General features: G+C 57.3%; 5 protein-coding genes. 2 read left to right on the forward strand and 3 right to left on the reverse strand.

The features are described 5' to 3' along the window. The first annotated feature begins 254 nt into the window (after positions 1–254). The gene (acnB, locus tag ABRP31_RS18645; RefSeq protein WP_087274489.1) at positions 255–2,864 is read left to right on the forward strand and encodes a bifunctional aconitate hydratase 2/2-methylisocitrate dehydratase; all 2,610 of its coding nucleotides are present in this window, start codon (positions 255–257) and stop codon (positions 2,862–2,864) included. A 265-nt stretch (positions 2,865–3,129) separates the two neighbouring features. Here acnB and ABRP31_RS18650 read toward each other — a convergent pair whose 3' ends face one another. Then, positions 3,130–7,986 (reverse strand): NAD-glutamate dehydrogenase, encoded by a 4,857-nt coding sequence (locus ABRP31_RS18650; protein ID WP_349973001.1) that lies wholly within the window; start codon positions 7,984–7,986, stop codon positions 3,130–3,132. A gap of 375 nt (positions 7,987–8,361) precedes the next feature. Here ABRP31_RS18650 and ABRP31_RS18655 point away from each other — a divergent pair, with 375 nt between their 5' ends. Further along, positions 8,362–8,721, forward strand: coding sequence for a hypothetical protein (locus ABRP31_RS18655; protein WP_349972999.1), 360 nt, complete (start codon positions 8,362–8,364; stop codon positions 8,719–8,721). On the opposite strand, the gene ABRP31_RS18660 is transcribed toward ABRP31_RS18655, so the two are convergent. Then, positions 8,714–13,327: a neuraminidase-like domain-containing protein gene (locus ABRP31_RS18660; RefSeq protein ID WP_372488889.1), complete on the reverse strand. Its 4,614-nt coding sequence runs from the start codon at positions 13,325–13,327 to the stop codon at positions 8,714–8,716. The genes ABRP31_RS18655 and ABRP31_RS18660 overlap by 8 nt on opposite strands. Before the next feature lie 18 nt (positions 13,328–13,345). Continuing rightward, positions 13,346–17,551, reverse strand: a complete 4,206-nt coding sequence (locus ABRP31_RS18665) for a neuraminidase-like domain-containing protein (protein WP_349972994.1) — start codon at positions 17,549–17,551, stop codon at positions 13,346–13,348. Positions 17,552–17,620: the final 69 nt, after the last annotated feature.

A 17,620-nucleotide genomic window follows, 5' to 3' on the forward strand; every position in this document is an offset into this window, starting at 1 on the left:
CCGTTGGAAGCTGTTTTCAAAGCGTCACGAGCACAGTCAAAGTAACCCAGCAGTCCGGTGTTGACGCAGGATTCAAGCCCTCGTCAACACTCATCAGCCGTCCTGCAGGCGTAAAACTTTGAAAACAGCTTCTGTAAGGAATTGCCGAAAACCCTGGCCAAGGAACTCAAAAAGTTTCGTCGCGCAGGTTTTTCGGGCAATTCCTGGATGAGCGTCCCGGACACCCATTTGGGACCACTGATGAGGGTAATACTGTGCTTGAAGCCTACCGTAAACACATCGAAGAGCGTGCCGCCCAGGGTATCGTGCCCCAGCCGCTTAACGCCGAACAAACTGCTGGCTTGATCGAGCTGCTGAAGAATCCCCCGGCTGGTGAAGAAACTTTCCTTGTCGACCTGATCACCAATCGCATTCCACCTGGCGTTGACGAAGCTGCCTACGTCAAAGCCGGTTTCCTGTCTGCCCTGGCCAAGGGCGAAGCCACTTCTCCCCTGATCGACAAAAAGCGCGCCGTTGAACTGCTTGGCACCATGCAGGGCGGCTACAACATCGTCACGCTGGTTGACCTGCTGGATGACGCAGAGCTGGCCCCGGTGGCCGCTCAGGAACTCAAGCACACGCTGCTGATGTTCGATGCCTTCCACGACGTGGCTGAAAAAGCCAAGAACGGTAACCCTCACGCCAAGGCTGTGATTCAGTCCTGGGCTGACGGCGAGTGGTTCAAGAAGCGCCCTGTACTGGCCGACAAGATCAGCCTGCGCGTCTTCAAGGTGACTGGCGAAACCAACACCGACGACCTCTCCCCTGCACCTGACGCCTGGTCGCGTCCTGATATCCCGCTGCACGCCCTGGCCATGCTGAAAATGGCCCGTGAAGGCATCGTGCCGGACGTACAAGGCTCCATCGGTCCGATGAAGCAGATCGAAGAAATGCGCGGTCAGGGTTTCCCGATTGCCTATGTTGGCGACGTGGTCGGTACCGGTTCTTCGCGTAAGTCCGCGACCAACTCGGTTCTGTGGTTCTTCGGTGACGACGTTCCTTATGTGCCGAACAAGCGCGCTGGCGGTTTCTGCTTCGGCAGCAAAATCGCTCCGATCTTCTACAACACCATGGAAGATGCCGGCGCCCTGCCAATCGAATTCGACGTCAGCAATATGAACATGGGCGACGTGATCGACCTGTATCCGCATGCTGGCAAAGTCTGCAAACACGGTACTGACGAAGTCCTGACCACCTTCGAAATGAAGACCCCGGTTCTGTTGGACGAAGTCCGTGCTGGCGGTCGTATCCCGCTGATCATCGGCCGTGGCCTGACTGACAAGGCTCGTGCCGAGCTGGGTCTGGGTCCTACCGACCTGTTCAAACTGCCGGAAGCACCAGTCGACACTGGCAAGGGCTACACCCTGGCGCAGAAGATGGTCGGCAAGGCATGCGGCCTGCCGGAAGGCAAAGGCGTTCGTCCAGGCACGTATTGCGAGCCGAAGATGACTACCGTGGGCTCGCAAGACACCACCGGCCCGATGACTCGCGACGAGCTGAAAGACCTGGCGTGCCTGGGCTTCTCCGCTGATCTGGTCATGCAGTCCTTCTGCCACACCGCTGCTTATCCGAAGCCGATCGACGTCACCACGCACCACACGCTGCCTGACTTCATCATGACCCGTGGCGGCGTTTCCCTGCGTCCGGGCGACGGCATCATCCACAGCTGGCTGAACCGTATGCTGCTGCCGGATACCGTCGGTACCGGTGGTGACTCCCACACCCGTTTCCCGATGGGCATCTCGTTCCCGGCCGGTTCCGGTCTGGTGGCGTTTGCTGCGGCCACCGGCGTTATGCCGCTGGACATGCCGGAATCGATTCTGGTGCGCTTCAAAGGCAAGATGAAGCCTGGCATCACCCTGCGTGACCTGGTTCACGCGATTCCTTACTTCGCCATTCAGTCGGGCTTGCTGACGGTTGAGAAGAAAGGCAAGAAGAACGCCTTCTCCGGTCGCATTCTGGAGATCGAAGGCCTTGATGACCTGAGCATCGAACAGGCTTTCGAGCTGTCCGACGCCTCGGCCGAACGTTCTGCCGCCGGTTGCACCATCAAGCTGTCGAAAGAGTCGATCACCGAGTACCTGAACTCCAACATCACCCTGCTGCGCTGGATGATCGGCGAAGGTTACGGCGATGTTCGTACGCTGGAACGTCGTGCTCAAGCGATGGAAGCCTGGGTTGCCAACCCTGAGCTGATGGTTGCCGATGCTGACGCGGAATACGCTGAAATCATCGAAATCGACCTGAACGACATCAATGAGCCAGTGCTCTGTGCACCGAACGATCCGGACGACGCCCGTCTGCTGTCCAGCGTTGCTGGCGAGAAGATCGACGAAGTGTTCATCGGTTCGTGCATGACCAACATCGGGCACTTCCGCGCTGCGGGCAAGTTGCTGGACAAGGTCAAAGGCCAACTGCCAACGCGTCTGTGGCTGTCGCCGCCGACCAAAATGGATGCTCATCAGCTGACGGAAGAAGGCTACTACGGTATCTACGGCAAGGCTGGCGCGCGCATGGAAATGCCGGGCTGCTCGCTGTGCATGGGTAACCAGGCACGTGTAGAGCCGAACTCGACGGTTGTGTCGACTTCGACCCGTAACTTCCCGAACCGTCTGGGCGATGGCGCGAACGTCTACCTGGCCTCGGCCGAGCTGGCTTCCGTTGCTTCGATCCTGGGTCGCCTGCCGACCGTCGAGGAGTACATGGAATACGCGAAACAGATCGATACCATGGCGGCGGACGTATACCGCTACCTGAGCTTCGACCAGATCGCCGAGTTCCGTGAAGTCGCAGCGAACGCCAAGATCCCGGTTGTTCAAGCGTAAAAAACGCAACACCGCGTTAAAAAACCCCGTCCATGTGACGGGGTTTTTTATTGGCCTGGATCACTACATTGCGTGGCTAACCTGGTTCTTCTTGTGGGAGCCGAGCTTGCTCGCGATAAACGATAACGCGGCATGACTTCTAACTGCGTCTGATGTATCGCTGGCGAGCCCAACTCCCTCAGGTACTGCGCAAGCCGCGAACTCGCTATACAAAAAAGCCCCACATCTCTCGATGCGGGGCTTTTCATTACAACCAGCTAAACCATCAAATGGTAATAGCCTGCCCACTCATGGCCAGGTCCAGCAGTTCGCGGTTGGCTACGGCATACATCGCGTAGTCCGTGCCGCTTGCTGCGCGGATGTCCACCAGCATGGCGCGCCAGCGGTCGACCATGGCGCTGTGCTGTTCAAGCCACAGGTTCAGGCGCTCCTCGATATCCGCAGGGCCATCGGCCATTTGCAGAACCGAGATGGTGATCGCCCGTTGCTGCCAGTCGATGTCATCACGGAACGCTTCGCGAGCCAGGGCTTGCCAGTTGTTTTCCACCGGCAGGCTACTGATCTGTTGCAAGTACCAGGTCACGTCCAGCGCGCTGCCCACGGCGAAGTAAGCCTTGGCCACATCGGCAGCATTCTGCCCGGTGACGTCAGACGCTTCGATGATCGGCAAAAGCGTGTACAGGTGGCTAGTGCCTGCGACCATGCGCGCCAATAGCTCCGGCACGCCAGCTTCGACATAGGCCTGATAGCGGGTCTGCCAGACTTCACGAGTCGGGCCTTCCAGCAGTTCATCGAGTTTAAGACCCAGCGCAGCGAGGTGCGGACCGAAGTGCGCAACATCACGCGCCGCGTCCAGCTCGTTGCGACGGCTACGCAGGAACCAGCGCGTCGCGCGGCGGCCCAGACGCATCAACTCGTCCATCAATGCCAGTTGAATCTCGGCAGGCACCTTGTAGTCCAGCGCCTCGATCTGACGGAACCAGTGCGGCAGGTGGAAGATGTCACGCACGATCACGTAAGCGCCCGCCACGTTGGCCGCACTCATGCCAGTGGACTCTTTGAGTCGCTGCACGAAGGTGATGCCCATGTGGTTGACCAGATCGTTGGCGATCTGGGTGCTGACGATTTCGCGCTTGAGACGATGCTGACGCATGGCGCCGGAGTACTTGGCACCCAGCGATGGCGGGAACGCGGTTTCCATGTCGCGAGCCAGATAGTCATCATCCGGTACGCGGGATTCCAGCAATGCTTCGTTCAGGTCGATCTTGCTGTAGGAGATCAATACCGACAGCTCCGGACGCGTCAGGCCATGACCGGCCGCTACGCGCTCGCTGATCTGCTCTTCAGCAGGCAGGAACTCGATGGCGCGGTCCAGCTTGCCACGGGCTTCCAGATCCGCCATCAGGCGCTTGTACTCGGCAATCCGCTCGTAAGCACGACGCGTTGCCAGGGACAGGGCCTGGGTTTGCTTGTAGTTGTTGCCCAACACCAGATTGCCGACTTCGTCGGTCATGCTTTCCAGCAGCTGATTACGCTGCTTTTCAGTCATGTCACCGGCCTGCACCACTTCGTTGAGCAGGATCTTGATGTTCACTTCGTGGTCGGAGCAATCCACGCCAGCGGCGTTGTCGATGAAGTCCGTATTGGAGCTGCCACCATTGAGCGCGAACTCGACACGGCCCAGTTGGGTCATGCCAAGGTTGCCACCCTCGCCCACCACCTTGCAGCGCAGCTCGTCGCCGTTGACCCGGTGCGCGTCGTTGGCTTTATCGCCTACATCGGCGTGGCTTTCTTCGCTGGACTTGACGTAAGTACCGATGCCGCCGTTCCACAACAGATCAACCGGTGCCTTGAGCAGCGCGTTGAGCAGCTCGGTCGGGGTCAGCTTGTCAGCCTTGATGTCGAAGCGTTCTTTCATTTGCGGCGTGATGGCGATGCTTTTTGCGCTGCGCGGGAAGATCCCGCCGCCTGCCGACATGATGCTGGTGTCGTAATCGGTCCAGGCCGAACGCGGCAGGTCATACAGACGCTTGCGCTCGATGAAGCTGCTGGCCGGGTCCGGGTTTGGATCGATGAAGATATGCAGGTGGTTGAACGCCGCCACCAGTTGCAGTTTGTCGGACATCAGCAAGCCGTTGCCGAACACGTCGCCTGCCATGTCACCGATGCCGATGACGCTGATGCTGTCCTGCTGAACGTTGATGTTGCGCTCACGGAAGTGACGCTGGACACCGACCCACGCGCCCTTGGCGGTAATGCCCATTTTCTTGTGGTCATAACCGGCCGAACCACCGGAAGCAAACGCATCACCCAGCCAGAAGCCGTAATCGATGGCGATGCCGTTGGCGATGTCGGAGAAGGTTGCAGTGCCTTTGTCCGCCGCTACCACCAGGTACGGGTCATCGTCGTCATGACGCACGACGTTGGCAGGCGGAACCAGACCGCCCTCTTTCAGGTTGTCGGTGATGTCCAGCAAGCCGGAGATGAAGATGCGATAGCAGGCGATACCTTCGGCCTGAATATCATCGCGGCTGCCGCCCAGTGGCAGGCGACGCGGCAGGAATCCGCCTTTGGCACCCACTGGCACGATCACCGAGTTCTTCACGTGCTGGGCTTTCACCAGACCGAGGACTTCAGTACGGAAGTCTTCTTCGCGATCCGACCAGCGCAGGCCACCACGGGCCACGTTACCGAAGCGCAGATGCACACCTTCGACACGCGGCGAGTAGACGAAGATTTCAAACTTCGGCACCGGCTTTGGCAGCTCGGGAATCAGACGCGGGTTGAACTTGAAGCTGAAGTAGCTCTTGTTCTGACCGTTGGCGTCCGGCTGATAGAAGTTGGTGCGCTGGGTGGCTTTGATCAGGTCCAGATAACGACGCAGGATGCGGTCTTCGTTGAGGACCTGAACATCGTCCAGAGCGGAAAGAATCGCCTGTTCCAGACGCAATTGCTTGTCGTCCAGATCTTCAGTGGTCAGTTTGCGCGCCAGATAGAAGCGGGTTTTGAACAACCGGGTCAGCTCACGGGCAATGTCCGTGTGGTTGTTCAGGGTGCTGGCGATGTAACCAAGGTCGAAGCCCAGACGAATCTGTTTCAGGTAACGGGCGTAGGCACGCAGCAGTGCCACATCGCGCCACGGCAGACCCGCAGTCAGAACAAGACGGTTGAACGCGTCGTTCTCGGCATCACCACGCACGATGTGGACGAACGCATCCTGCAAAGTGTCGTTGAGTTGCTGGATGTCGATTTCCAGGCCTTCAGCCGCGGTGAACGCGAAGTCATGAATCCAGAACTCGCGGCCGTTGGTGTGGCGCAGGCGATACGGGAATTCACCCAATACACGCAGGCCTAAGTTTTCCAGAATCGGTAATACGTCGGACAGGGCCAGCGGCGTATCGGCGTGGTACAGCTTGCAATGCAGCTGAGCCTTGTCGCCGGAAAGCGGCTGATAGAAGCTCATCACCAGTGGTTTGGCTTCGCTCAGGTTGAGCAGATGCTGCATGTCGACCACAGCCGAATGCGCCGCGAAGCGCTCGCGATAACCCGCCGGGAAGCCTTTCGGGAAATCCGCCAGCACGTTGGTGCCGTGGGCCTCGCCGAAGCTTTCCACCACCAGACTGGCGTAATCGTCTTTCCACGAACGGCAAGCCTGAATCACTTCGTTCTCAAGCTGAACCGGGTCAATGTTCAGATTGACCTTCGGGTCCACCCGCAGAATCAACTGCACGCGCGCCAGAACCGATTCAGAGAAGAAGGTCCAGAACTCGCAGTCGCTGGCCTTGAGGCGTTCCATCAGGACTTGCTGGATCTTCTGGCGTACTTCCGTGGAATAGATGTCACGCGGCACGTAGGCCAGGCAATAGCAGAAGCGACCGTAAGGGTCTTTGCGCAGGAACACGCGAATCTTGTTGCGCTCCTGAATCTGCACGATGGACATCACGGTGTTGAACAGCTCGTCCACCGGGGTCTGGAACAGGTCGTCACGAGGCAGAACTTCGACGACTTGCGCCAGCTCTTTACCCAGGTGAGCCTTGGGATGGAAACCGGAACGGTGCTCGATTTCAGCCACCTTGCGGCGGATGTACGGAATCTCGCGAACGCTTTCGCCATACACCGAGGAGGTGTAGAGGCCCATGAAGCGGCATTCCTTGATGACCTTGCCCGATGCATCAATCTGGCGGATCGACACGTAATCCGGGTACGCCGGACGGTGTACACGGCTCGGGTGCGCAGCCTTGGCGAACGACAGCAGCATCGGCTCGTGCAGGTAGCTCACAGCATAGTCTTCAATGTGCAGGTCTTCGTGACTCAGGCCAGCACGCAGACGCTTGGTCAGGCCGAGGAAAGACGATTCGTCGTACACCAACTGGCCGCCCTCGGCTTCGTTGCTGACTTGAAACTCTTCGTAACCCAGGAAGGTGAAATGGTTATCCACCAGCCAGTGCAGGAACGCCTTGACCTCGGACTTCTCGCCCTCGTCGACGGCGTACTGCACAGAATCGATACCCGCCAGCAGCTCATTCAGCTTGGCCTTCATCGGTTCGAAATCTTCTACGGCCACCCGTACTTCGCCGAGCACTTGCTCCAGCTCACGGGCCAGCACGTTCAACTCGCTGGCGTTGGCGCAACGGTCGATTTCCAGATACATCAGGGATTCTTGCAGTACGTCTTCGCCGCTGGTGCCTTTAGGCAGCAACTCCAGCAGTTCGCCCTTGCTGTCGCGACGCACGCTCAGCACGGTGGTTTGCAGCGTATGAATGCTGTAACCGCGACGGTTCAGCTCGGTGCGCACCGAGTCCACCAGAAACGGTAGATCGTGGTGCAGCACTTCAACGGCGGTGTGCGTGGATTGCCAGCCGTGGCGTTCGTAATCGGGGTTGTAGACGCGGACCTGCGGGGTGGCATGTTCAAAACGTTCAAGCAGACGCCAGGCTGACAAGGTGCAGCCCGCCAGGTCGGACAACCGACGCTGGGTGAGTTCATCGAGGGAAATGATGCCGAAGAATTGCTCAGCGAACAGCGCCACTTGTGGCAGTGCCTGTTCACTGATGTGCTGCGCCAGTGCTGCTTGCAGTTGATGCTGGAAGTCAGACTTGCTGGCTGCGGTGAAGAACGCCATCTGAGGTACTCCGCTTGTGCTTTTTTAGAAGGAAGCTTGAAGGAAGTGTTGCCTGCACATGCTGTGCCTGGATGAAACGGCAGAGGCACAGCATAAGCCAAAGAACTAACGCTTGCCGCGAACGACTCGTCACATTTGCTTTCTGCAACCGGTGCCGGAAAAAACAACACGCAGGGTAGGACTTCTCCCACTACCGTTCATCTGCCGTCCAGCTTAACGAGAGCTGACGGGCAGTTACTTGTCGTGCTGCGACATATTCGGTCATCGGCATGCCTGCAAAACCCGAGGCAACTGCCGTTGTAAATAATTGCTTCGGCAAAGTGGGGCCGGGCTGGCAAAATCCCTCTCCGTCCTCTTTCCTCGAGAATCACGACCATGCAAATGACCACCGACAACTTCATCTTCAACCCCTGCGATGAGGAAGAAGACAACATGGCGCTGGTCTGCTGCCATGGCAGCAACGGAGATTTGTTTCTGCTGGCGCGTTTTCCGGATGAAGACGAAGTCGACATAACCTTCGTCGACGACACCATTCACGTCAGTTCAAACCTGAAAGTAACCTTCAGTGCTGAACGGCTGCTGGTGGAGATCGATGCGGCCGATGCCCGGCCGCTGGGTGGCGATACCTGCTATGAAATACGCCACAGCACGCCCGCTAACGAGTTGCCCGAACTGGACGCGACGCTGCGCCTCATCCTCAAGGAGGTCGGCAGTTACGTCAGCGAAATCAGTTGAGGCGTGTCTGAGCTGAAACCGCCCCCAGTAGCTGTCGACGCTCGGCCTCGCTCTCTTCGACGGCAGTAACCAGCTCCTCGACCTCGCTGGCAAAAACCTTGCCGCCGTCCACAGCCAGATAGCGAACGTGGAGGATGATGTCGCTGAGGGTCTCAAACATCGCTTGTTGCTCAGCACTCGTATAGCTGGGGAAACTCAGCGTCCAGCTAGACACCGCCCCGGTGCCTTCAAACGGGAAATAACGCTCATCATTGAAATCGAGCACGAACATGCCGTCATCATCGATTCCGGTCGATATACCGATCTGCTGATTGGGCCGCGGGTTGAAGACGATCTGGTCCTGGCGAATACCTTCCTCTTCAGGCAGGTCGCCAGCCTGCACGTATAGATATCTCACATTGTCGATCTGCGGCTGCAATAGGTAACTGCTGCTCTGCTGGCTCAGCGTCGCATGGATATCCTCATAGGCTGCGCGAACTACCGGTAATGAGATCGACACGCGGGTCAACTGGCGCAGGTAATGGCCCGGATGGTCTTTATCAAAGGTTGAAGCCTTTAGTTGAAAAATGATCTCGCCGCTTTCACGGATCGTTTCAACCACACCAGCCCACCCGGTGGAGAGAGTGCCATTTACCCGTACGTTGGGGTCGTAATCACTGAGCAAAGCTTTGAGGGAGATGGTTTTTGTCAATTCCAGACGCCGCTCATTGCGCGCCAGAAACGCCGACTCCATCTGCAAGAGACCGAGCTTGAGGGTTTCTCCTGCCGCCAAACCAAATCGGTTCTCCGCCCACGCCGTGGTGGAGATAAAGCGCGTGTCGCGGTCGCCGATTTCGTATTGCCAACATGCCTCGGCGCCCAGGCACATCCCGAGCACAGCATCGTAGGCCTGGAAGTACAAAGTGGACATCTGGCTCGACAGCCATTGATACAGCCCCGCCCCGCTCGCCCGATTCTTGATGAAGGCATATAGCGCTTGCGCTTGCTCGCGGGCTTTGATGGCTTGATCTCTACTCGTAGTGGCGGCCTGGAGAGCGACCTTTTGAGCGCTGATTTGCCAATCGACTACCCCCATTTCCAGTTCAGCCTGCTTCGCCTGATATTCCCACTCGTCACGGCGGCGCTTCTGAGTGTCGCTGATCAACTCTCGTTGTGCCGCGTCCAGGGTATCCGCAGCTGTGCGTTCATTTTCTTCTGCCCGTGCGAATAACAATCCGCCCCAGTTGATTCCGCCGAAGGTCATGCCAAACAGATTAGGTGCATAGGACGCGTAATGCCCTGCCTTCGACCAGCTCCGAACTGCCCCCATTTTGTTCTTTGCTATCCCGCGAGCGGTTTGGGCTTCTTTTTCAAGATCGCTGACATCAACCGCTACCAGTCTGTCGTAATAGTCTTTGCGAGTCTGGATAGTCGCTTTGTTGTCGACCAACACCTCAAGTCCTTTATTCGCCTGATCAAAAGCATCCTGCTGAAGTTGTTCGGCAAAGGTGACCAGATCGTCCAGCACGTGGCCCTGCTGCAATTCCTCCTGCTGCGCCCGATCCCTGAGTTCCATGTAATTGAGTACCTGCTGGCCAAAGCAAGTCAGGGTGTCTACGGCGTTTAGCACCCTGGGCAGCATGGCGCGAAAACGATAAGGCGGGATGATTGCCAACGAACCCAAGCGGCGCTGACTGAGGCTGCTGCCACTGAGTTGTGCGCGCAACAGATCCAGCGGATTGGCCGGGGCTTCATACAGCGCCAATTGCAGAGGCTTGCCATCCAGGGTCAGGTTATTACGCAGGTTGTACAAGCGCTGTTCAAGGCGATCCCACACATCGAGCAACTGGCTGTTGACCGGCAGGCGGAACACCTGCGTATCCAGCAAGCGCAGCCATGGCAGGGTATTGGTGCTCATAGGCACCAGCGTTTGCAACAAGTCGATGTGGGCAGACTCTGCGGTGGCAAAGGCACTGCCGCCGCCATTGCTCGCCTGCGTCAACGTTACGGGCGTCCAGCGACTGATGCTGCGGCCTTTGGAGGATGGCCCCAATAACGATAGCGCGCGAACGTAATGCAGCTTGGCCTCGTTCAACGTGTCGCGGGAGACCTGACGGTAGAGCATGTCGCCCCATTCAATCAGGTTATTCAGATAAAGCACGAAGATCGCTTTACGGTAATGCGATGGCGCCCCACGGGCAATGGCATCCGGGTTGGTGAGGCCTTCCAGTTCAGGCATGACGTTATCCGCCATGCCCAGCGGTCGACAGTTCCAATACGGTAGCCATTCGATCTCCGCGGGTGGCGGATACTGAGGCGCTACGCGCATTTGCGGGTTGAACAGATAATGCAACCAGCGCTGAGCACCTGAGTAGTCAAACTCCTTCTGCAGGCGCCAAGCCACCAGATGCGCCACATGAAAGAACAACTCCCAAAAGTACAGCCCGTTGGCCCCGGCGAAATCCACATACACGGGCGCCGTTTGCCCGGGTAACGGCGGCTCTTCGGTGTGCTGGGTTTCCCAGGACAAGGCGCTTTCCAGGGACAGACTCGCCATGCGGGTCAGCTCTTTGGCGAATAAGGTGTTGAGGCGGACCTCACTGCTGCTGGCTTCTACGCCAGCAGCAGTGAGGTCCAGATATTGCGCACCTGTGGCTGTGATGGAGATGTAAGGGACAGGATCAGATAGGGGTTCTCGTGTAACGGTGAAGCCGTTTAATCCAAAACCATCGGAATTGCCTTGATACTCCCCCCATAGATACGTTCTTTCATTTGGGTCATCGGCTGGCCACTCATCATAATAAACTGGGGTCTTGGCTGCGCCGTTCAATGTCACTTTCCCCTCGCACGCGATCCATTGATGGAGGTAATGTGCAATGCCCCACGTCATTTGCGCACTTTCATATTCTTTTATTAAATAGTTTTCTGGCGAATCGAGTTCCCAAGTCGCCGAGTGTAAAACATGCATCTTGAAGCCACCACTATGGCCTTCGTACTCAAAAGATTCTGGCTCACTAAAAACGTGTGTCGTGGCTTTCCATGTCTGCCTATCAGGCGTTTCCTCGATCAGGTGAAAGTGCTCCTCTGGCAGCAAAACGACACAGGGCTCATTATTTTTGTACAGTAGTTCAACGCCTGCAGGAACCTGGCTCGACCAAGGCTTGTATTCGTATTGATCGGCAGTAAATATCGAGCTTCCCATGCCCCCAGAAAAAGAAGCTGAATAACCCCAGGAGCTAAAGTCAACGGACTTGCTATAGTGGAACTTCAAATCTTTAATGACGTCGACGATCTTCGTACACACTCCTTGCAAAGACAAACGTCCGTTTGACCAAACAGCGATCAACTCAAGACTGTCATTAATGGAAAACCTTGAGGTGGATATAACAGATGGCGGCGCCCTCTCATCCCGCTTCACGGACGTTATTTTCCACCGAGAATCCCCCCCCCCCTGTAATTGCCTCGCACAGAACTGAGCCCGTCGGCTGTCTGTCCCCGACATAAATATTAACGTTTCATGAACATTATCTCGTTCGCTCTGGCTGAGGCTTAGTGGGTTCAACATACTATTACGCACCACCAGATCATTAAGTTCAGAAAGAGACGAACTGATACCGATGGATATAAAACGCACGAGTAGCCTTGATTTTTGATCATCGTCATTATCAGTAGAAACCACCAGCCGATACCCTTTGCTGATCACCCCGTCCGCCCCTACCACACTCTCCAGTACATCGTCATAAACCTCCCCCGAATGCAGCAGGATCGGTGCCGTCCAACTGCCATCCAGTCGCCGATAGCTCAACTTCATGTGATATTCGAAGTGACCGGTTTTGTTCCCCTCTGCATTGAGCAAGGGCTTACCGGTTTCCACCCACACCGCATACAGGCGACCATCCATGACCACGGGCCGACAATATTTGATTTGCGCGCCACCAATGGACTCAATCGCCAGCCATTCGGTCCAGCCCAGCATTTGCGACTTTCCTGCATGCTCACCTTTGTAGAGACGCGATTTACGCCAATAAAAGGCAAACGGTTCAATACTCTGGCGGCCAATAAAGTAATAATCCGCGTCGAGAAAATTCGGGCTATCTACATAACAACCGGTGATCTGCAAGTTACTGACCGTTTCAAAGGCTTGCAGATAATTGCCCAATGCTCTCTGCACCGCATCCTTGGATAGCCGGGCCTGAGCGAGTTCCGATTCGAACGTCTTGAACATCATGGTTCTATCCAGACGCAAGCTCGGGTCCAGGTAGTTTTCCGGGTAGTCTTGCAGCATCTGGTAACCGGACCATAAGCTGTATTGCGCCATGCCCTCGCGCCACAGAGTCAGTTGCTCCTCACTGACGCCGCTGAAGCCGGGCTCCATGCCGTTGTAGATCGCATGAATGTGTTGCTGAACGCTGGCGATGCCTTGGGCGACACGGCTGGTGTCGACCTGCGCACTGACCTGGTTGTCGATCAACAGGTATTCGTACAAGTCGTTCTCGGTGGCAACCCGGTTTGACGTACCGCCTTGCCCTACCAGTTTCCCAAGGTAGTAGGCGACCAGCGCGTCTCTGCGCTGCTGCTCCAGAGTGCCGATGACTGCCTGGCTCATGATCGTGACCTCATCATCCATTGATGCGTTTGAACAGACTCACGCGCTGGGCAAAATCCCGTCGCGTATGCGTGGCCAGATTTGCGATGTGCGTGCTTTGTCAGCGTCTTGCTGCAAGGCTTTCACTTGCGCGGCGAAGGGTTTGCCGCCGTCCATGGCGCGATAACGTACCTGCACAACGATGTCCTCCAGGGCGTCGAGTATTTCCTGCTGTCGGGCACTGGCATACCGGGGGAAACTCAACGTCCAGGTCGAAACGGCGCCGGTCCCCTCGAAGGGCAGATAGCGCGCATCCTCCATCTGTGCAAAGTGCAGACCGGAGTCATCGCTGCCCGCCGACACCGCGATCTGCTGACCGGGACGTGGATTGGCGATGACATATCGCGGGCTGATGTCGTCGTGCTCGCCTGATAACTCATTGGCCTGTCGGTACATGTGCTTGCAGCCACCGAGATCGGGCTTGAGCAAATAGCTGCTGGCAAGCTGGCCAAGTATCACGCGGCTGTTTTCATAAGGGCCGAGCACGCCGGGTAACGACAGCGAAACCCGTACCAGTTGGCGCAGATAGTGGCCGGGATAATCCTGATCGAATAGCGAAGGTTTCAGCGCGAACTCGAGGGTGCCTGTGTTGCGCAGGCTGGCAAGCACCGCTGGCCAGCCTGTTTCGCCACTGAGCCCTGAATAACTCTTCAGCAGTTGGCGCAACGACACGGTTTTTACCAGTTCCAGGCGCCGCTCATGGCGCACCAAGAAGGACGACTCCATCTGTAGCAAGCCCAGCTTCAGGCTTTCCCCAGAGCTCAGACCATGACGGTTATCGACCCATGCACTGACCGGGATAGAGCGCGTATCGCCATCACCAATCTCGTACTGCCAACAGGCCTCGGTAGCCAGGCATAAGGAAAGCACTGCGTCGTAGGCCTGGAAGTAAAGAGTGGACATCTGCCCGAGGAGCCACTGATACAAAGCCGTGTTGGTGTCGCGCGTCTCGATGAATTCACAAAGCGCCTGCGCCTGTTCCCGGGCGTTTTTCGAGCGGAGTCGTTTGCGCTTCGCCGAGTTGTTTATCAGCTCTTGTTGGTCGGTCTGGGCGCCCAGGGAGTGCAGCTGTGCCTGTGCATGATCCTTGAGAAATGTCCAATCCTGGCGCCTACGAATATACGCATCCGCCCGCAATTGCGTCTCGGCATTCTCGGTGTAGTAGATTTGACCGCCTTCCGCCTTGGATGCTTGCTGAAACACGGGCCCCGCCCAGTTAAATCCGCCGGGGATAGGGATGAGGAAAGGAGGAAATGGCTCAAGTGTGATGAGATTGGGCGCCAGAGTAATACCGTGCCCTCTGGCACGATAATCACTTGCGGCCGCGCATCGAGCATCTCTCGCCGTGGCGAACCGCTCTTCAGCACGCAACTCAGCTTCACTCACATCCTGTTCCAGCCACGTTTGATAGGTCGTGATCTGGCTGTTCACCTGTAAAAGACTGGCATGCAACGCCTTGATAGCAAGGTCGCCCTGCTCAATGGCCAGGTCATCGAGCGTTTCGACGAAACCGGACAACTCCAGCACATGACGCTGCTGCAAACGGTCCTGCGCCGCACGATCACGTGCAGCCATGTGCACGCGTACCTGCTCGCCAAAAAGAATCAGTGTGTCCACGGCCTCCCTGGCGCGAGGCAGCATGGCAGCGAATCGATACGGCGGGATGATCGACATCGAGCCCAGGCGCCGCAGCGACACGCTGTTACCGGCCAGTTGCGCGCGCAGCAAGTCCAGCGGATTGGCCGGGGCTTCGTACAGCGCCAGCAACATGGGTTTGCCATCCAGCGTCAAGTTGTGGCGCAGGTTGTACAACCGCAAATCAAGCTGTTCCCACAGGTCCAGCAGCCGGGTATTGACCGGCAAGCGGAACCAGGGCGCATCGATCAACCGCAAGCAAGGCTGATCGCCCGTTGCGTAAGAGGTGTCGTGCAGTAGCGAGTCGACTACCGAAGTTTCGAACGCCGCGAAAGATGCCGTCTGGTGGCGGGCGGCAGCTGCCAATGACTGCGGCGCCCATTGGCTGATGCTGCGGCCCTTGGAAAGTGGCCCCAGCAGGGACAGCGCACGCACGTAAAGCAGTTTGGCTTCGGTCAGCGCGTCGCGGGTCACCTGACGATAGAGGCTGTCGCCCCAGGCGATCAGGTTATCCACGTACAGCATGAAGATCGCCTTGCGGTAATGCGAAGGCGCGCCATAAGCAATCGTGTCCGGATCCTGTGGAGCAGCAAGGTCACGCGAAGGGTCGTCGACAAACCCCAATGGTCGACTGGTCCAATAAGGCAGCCAGTTCACTTGCTCGGGTGGCGGATACAAAGGGGCAACCCGCACCTGCGGGTTGAACAGGTAATGCAGCCATTGCTCAGCGCCGGCATAGTCGAACGACTGATGCAGCCGTGATGCGGCCAGATACGGCGCATGGAAGAACAACTCCCAGAAGTACCGCCCGTTGGCACCGTTGAAATCCACCGGAGTTGCTGTGTTGCCATCCGGTGCCGGGCTCTCGGGGGTGTGCTGCGCTTCCCAGCCCAGTGCGCCCTGCAGTGAACGCTCGGCTTTGCGCACCAGCTCACCGGCAAAGGTGGTATTAAGGCGCACATAGCGCAGGGGCTCTAGCCCCAGCGCCTGCAAATCAAGAAACTGCCCGCCATCGCCGGTGACAACCAGCGTGGGCACCTCATTGGAGCGCTCCTTGCGGGTAATCGTGAATTCGTTAAAACCGAGGCCAGTCTCGGTGTCGGACATACCAAAGCGCATTGAAAAGGTATCTCCGGTTCCCCAAGGATCAACCTGCACAGCCGTGCGCGCAGAGCCATTGAGAAGCAGGGCATAGGGTGATCGCGGCTCGCTTTTCCACAGACCGAACTGGCCCCGCAATGGCGCCGTGGAGTCAGCGCCTCGATAGCATGGTTTGCTGCAAAAGCCGACCGTCTCCAGTTTGCAAACGCCATCGATGGTTTTGATGCGTGCGTCCAGTTCGAGATAATCGCTAAGTGGTCCTTTATGGTTATCGCCGCTCTTATTCCAGACCACACTTTCGAGAGTCCACACCTTTTGATCGATGTCGGCTCCCTCTATAGCGTGCTGGGCTCGACCTGGGTGGGTGCCCATTTGCTTGACCAATGCAACCACCAGTGAAAGCTTCGACTCATGACCCAACGTGACCGCCTGCCAGCGTTTGTCTCGCACATGGATGAAGGCGAAATCCAACGGTGTGATGGTGCGAGTGATAAAGCCCACCACCAGCCGAGGCTCGTTTGCCAGACGGTTATCCAGGGTGGCGACGAGGGTGTAGTGATCTGTTTCCAGAGTGTCCAGCGATGGCATGGAGCATTCCAGCAGGGCTATGGGCACACTCCATTGACCGTTACTCTGCAAATAGCTGGTGTTCAAGCGATACAAATATCTGTCCGCGATAGGCACGTCCTTCTCGTCCAACGCCTCGCGCACCTGCTCCAGCCATACCAGATGCAAGCGTCCCTCCACCACTACCGCGCGTACGTGCGTAGTGATGGCGCCAAGTGGCGCATCGATCTGCTGCCATTCGCTCCAGGCCGCAGGCGGTACATGCGTGCTGGTCTGGTTCAAATCAATCGCTGCCTTGCGCCAGTAATAATCGAACGGTTCCACAGGCTGGCGGCCGACGAAGTAGTAATCTGCGCGGCGAAAATCCACTCCGTCGATGTAGCAGCAGAGCGTGGCAAGATTGCTCACTTCCTCGAAACGGGTCAGGTAGTTCCCCAAGGCTTTCTGCAGGTTGTCGGGCGTTAGCCGCGCCTGGGCCAACTCGCTTTCGAAGGCCTTGAAAGCGTCGGTCTTGCCGGTACGCAACGACGGGACGAGATAGTTTTCCGGGTAGTCGGCCAGCATTTGATACGCCGCCCAGGTGCGGTACTGGCTCATAGCGTCCTGCCAGAACTGGAGCGATTCGCGACGTTGCACGACATCAGGAAGTTCATCAAAGCCCGGCTCCATTCCGTTATAAATGGCATGGATATGCTGCTGAACACTGGCAATGCCTTGGGCGACCCGACTGGTCTCGATCTGGGCACTGACCTGGTTGTCGATGAGCAGATATTCGTACAGGTCTTCGGGTGTGGTGACTTGTTCAGGCACGACTGTTTCAGCGGACGTGGCTAGTTGCCCCAGGTAATAGGCGACCAGTGCGTCTCGGCGGTGTTCTTCCAGTGAAGTAAAAACAGTGTTCATCGCAATATCCCGACGCGCCGCCAATAAAATTAAATTTCACAATCGATATTCAGACTCGAGCGGCCGCAT

The sequence above is a fragment of the Pseudomonas caspiana genome (assembly GCF_040224095.2).
In the GTDB taxonomy this organism is placed as follows: domain Bacteria; phylum Pseudomonadota; class Gammaproteobacteria; order Pseudomonadales; family Pseudomonadaceae; genus Aquipseudomonas; species Aquipseudomonas caspiana.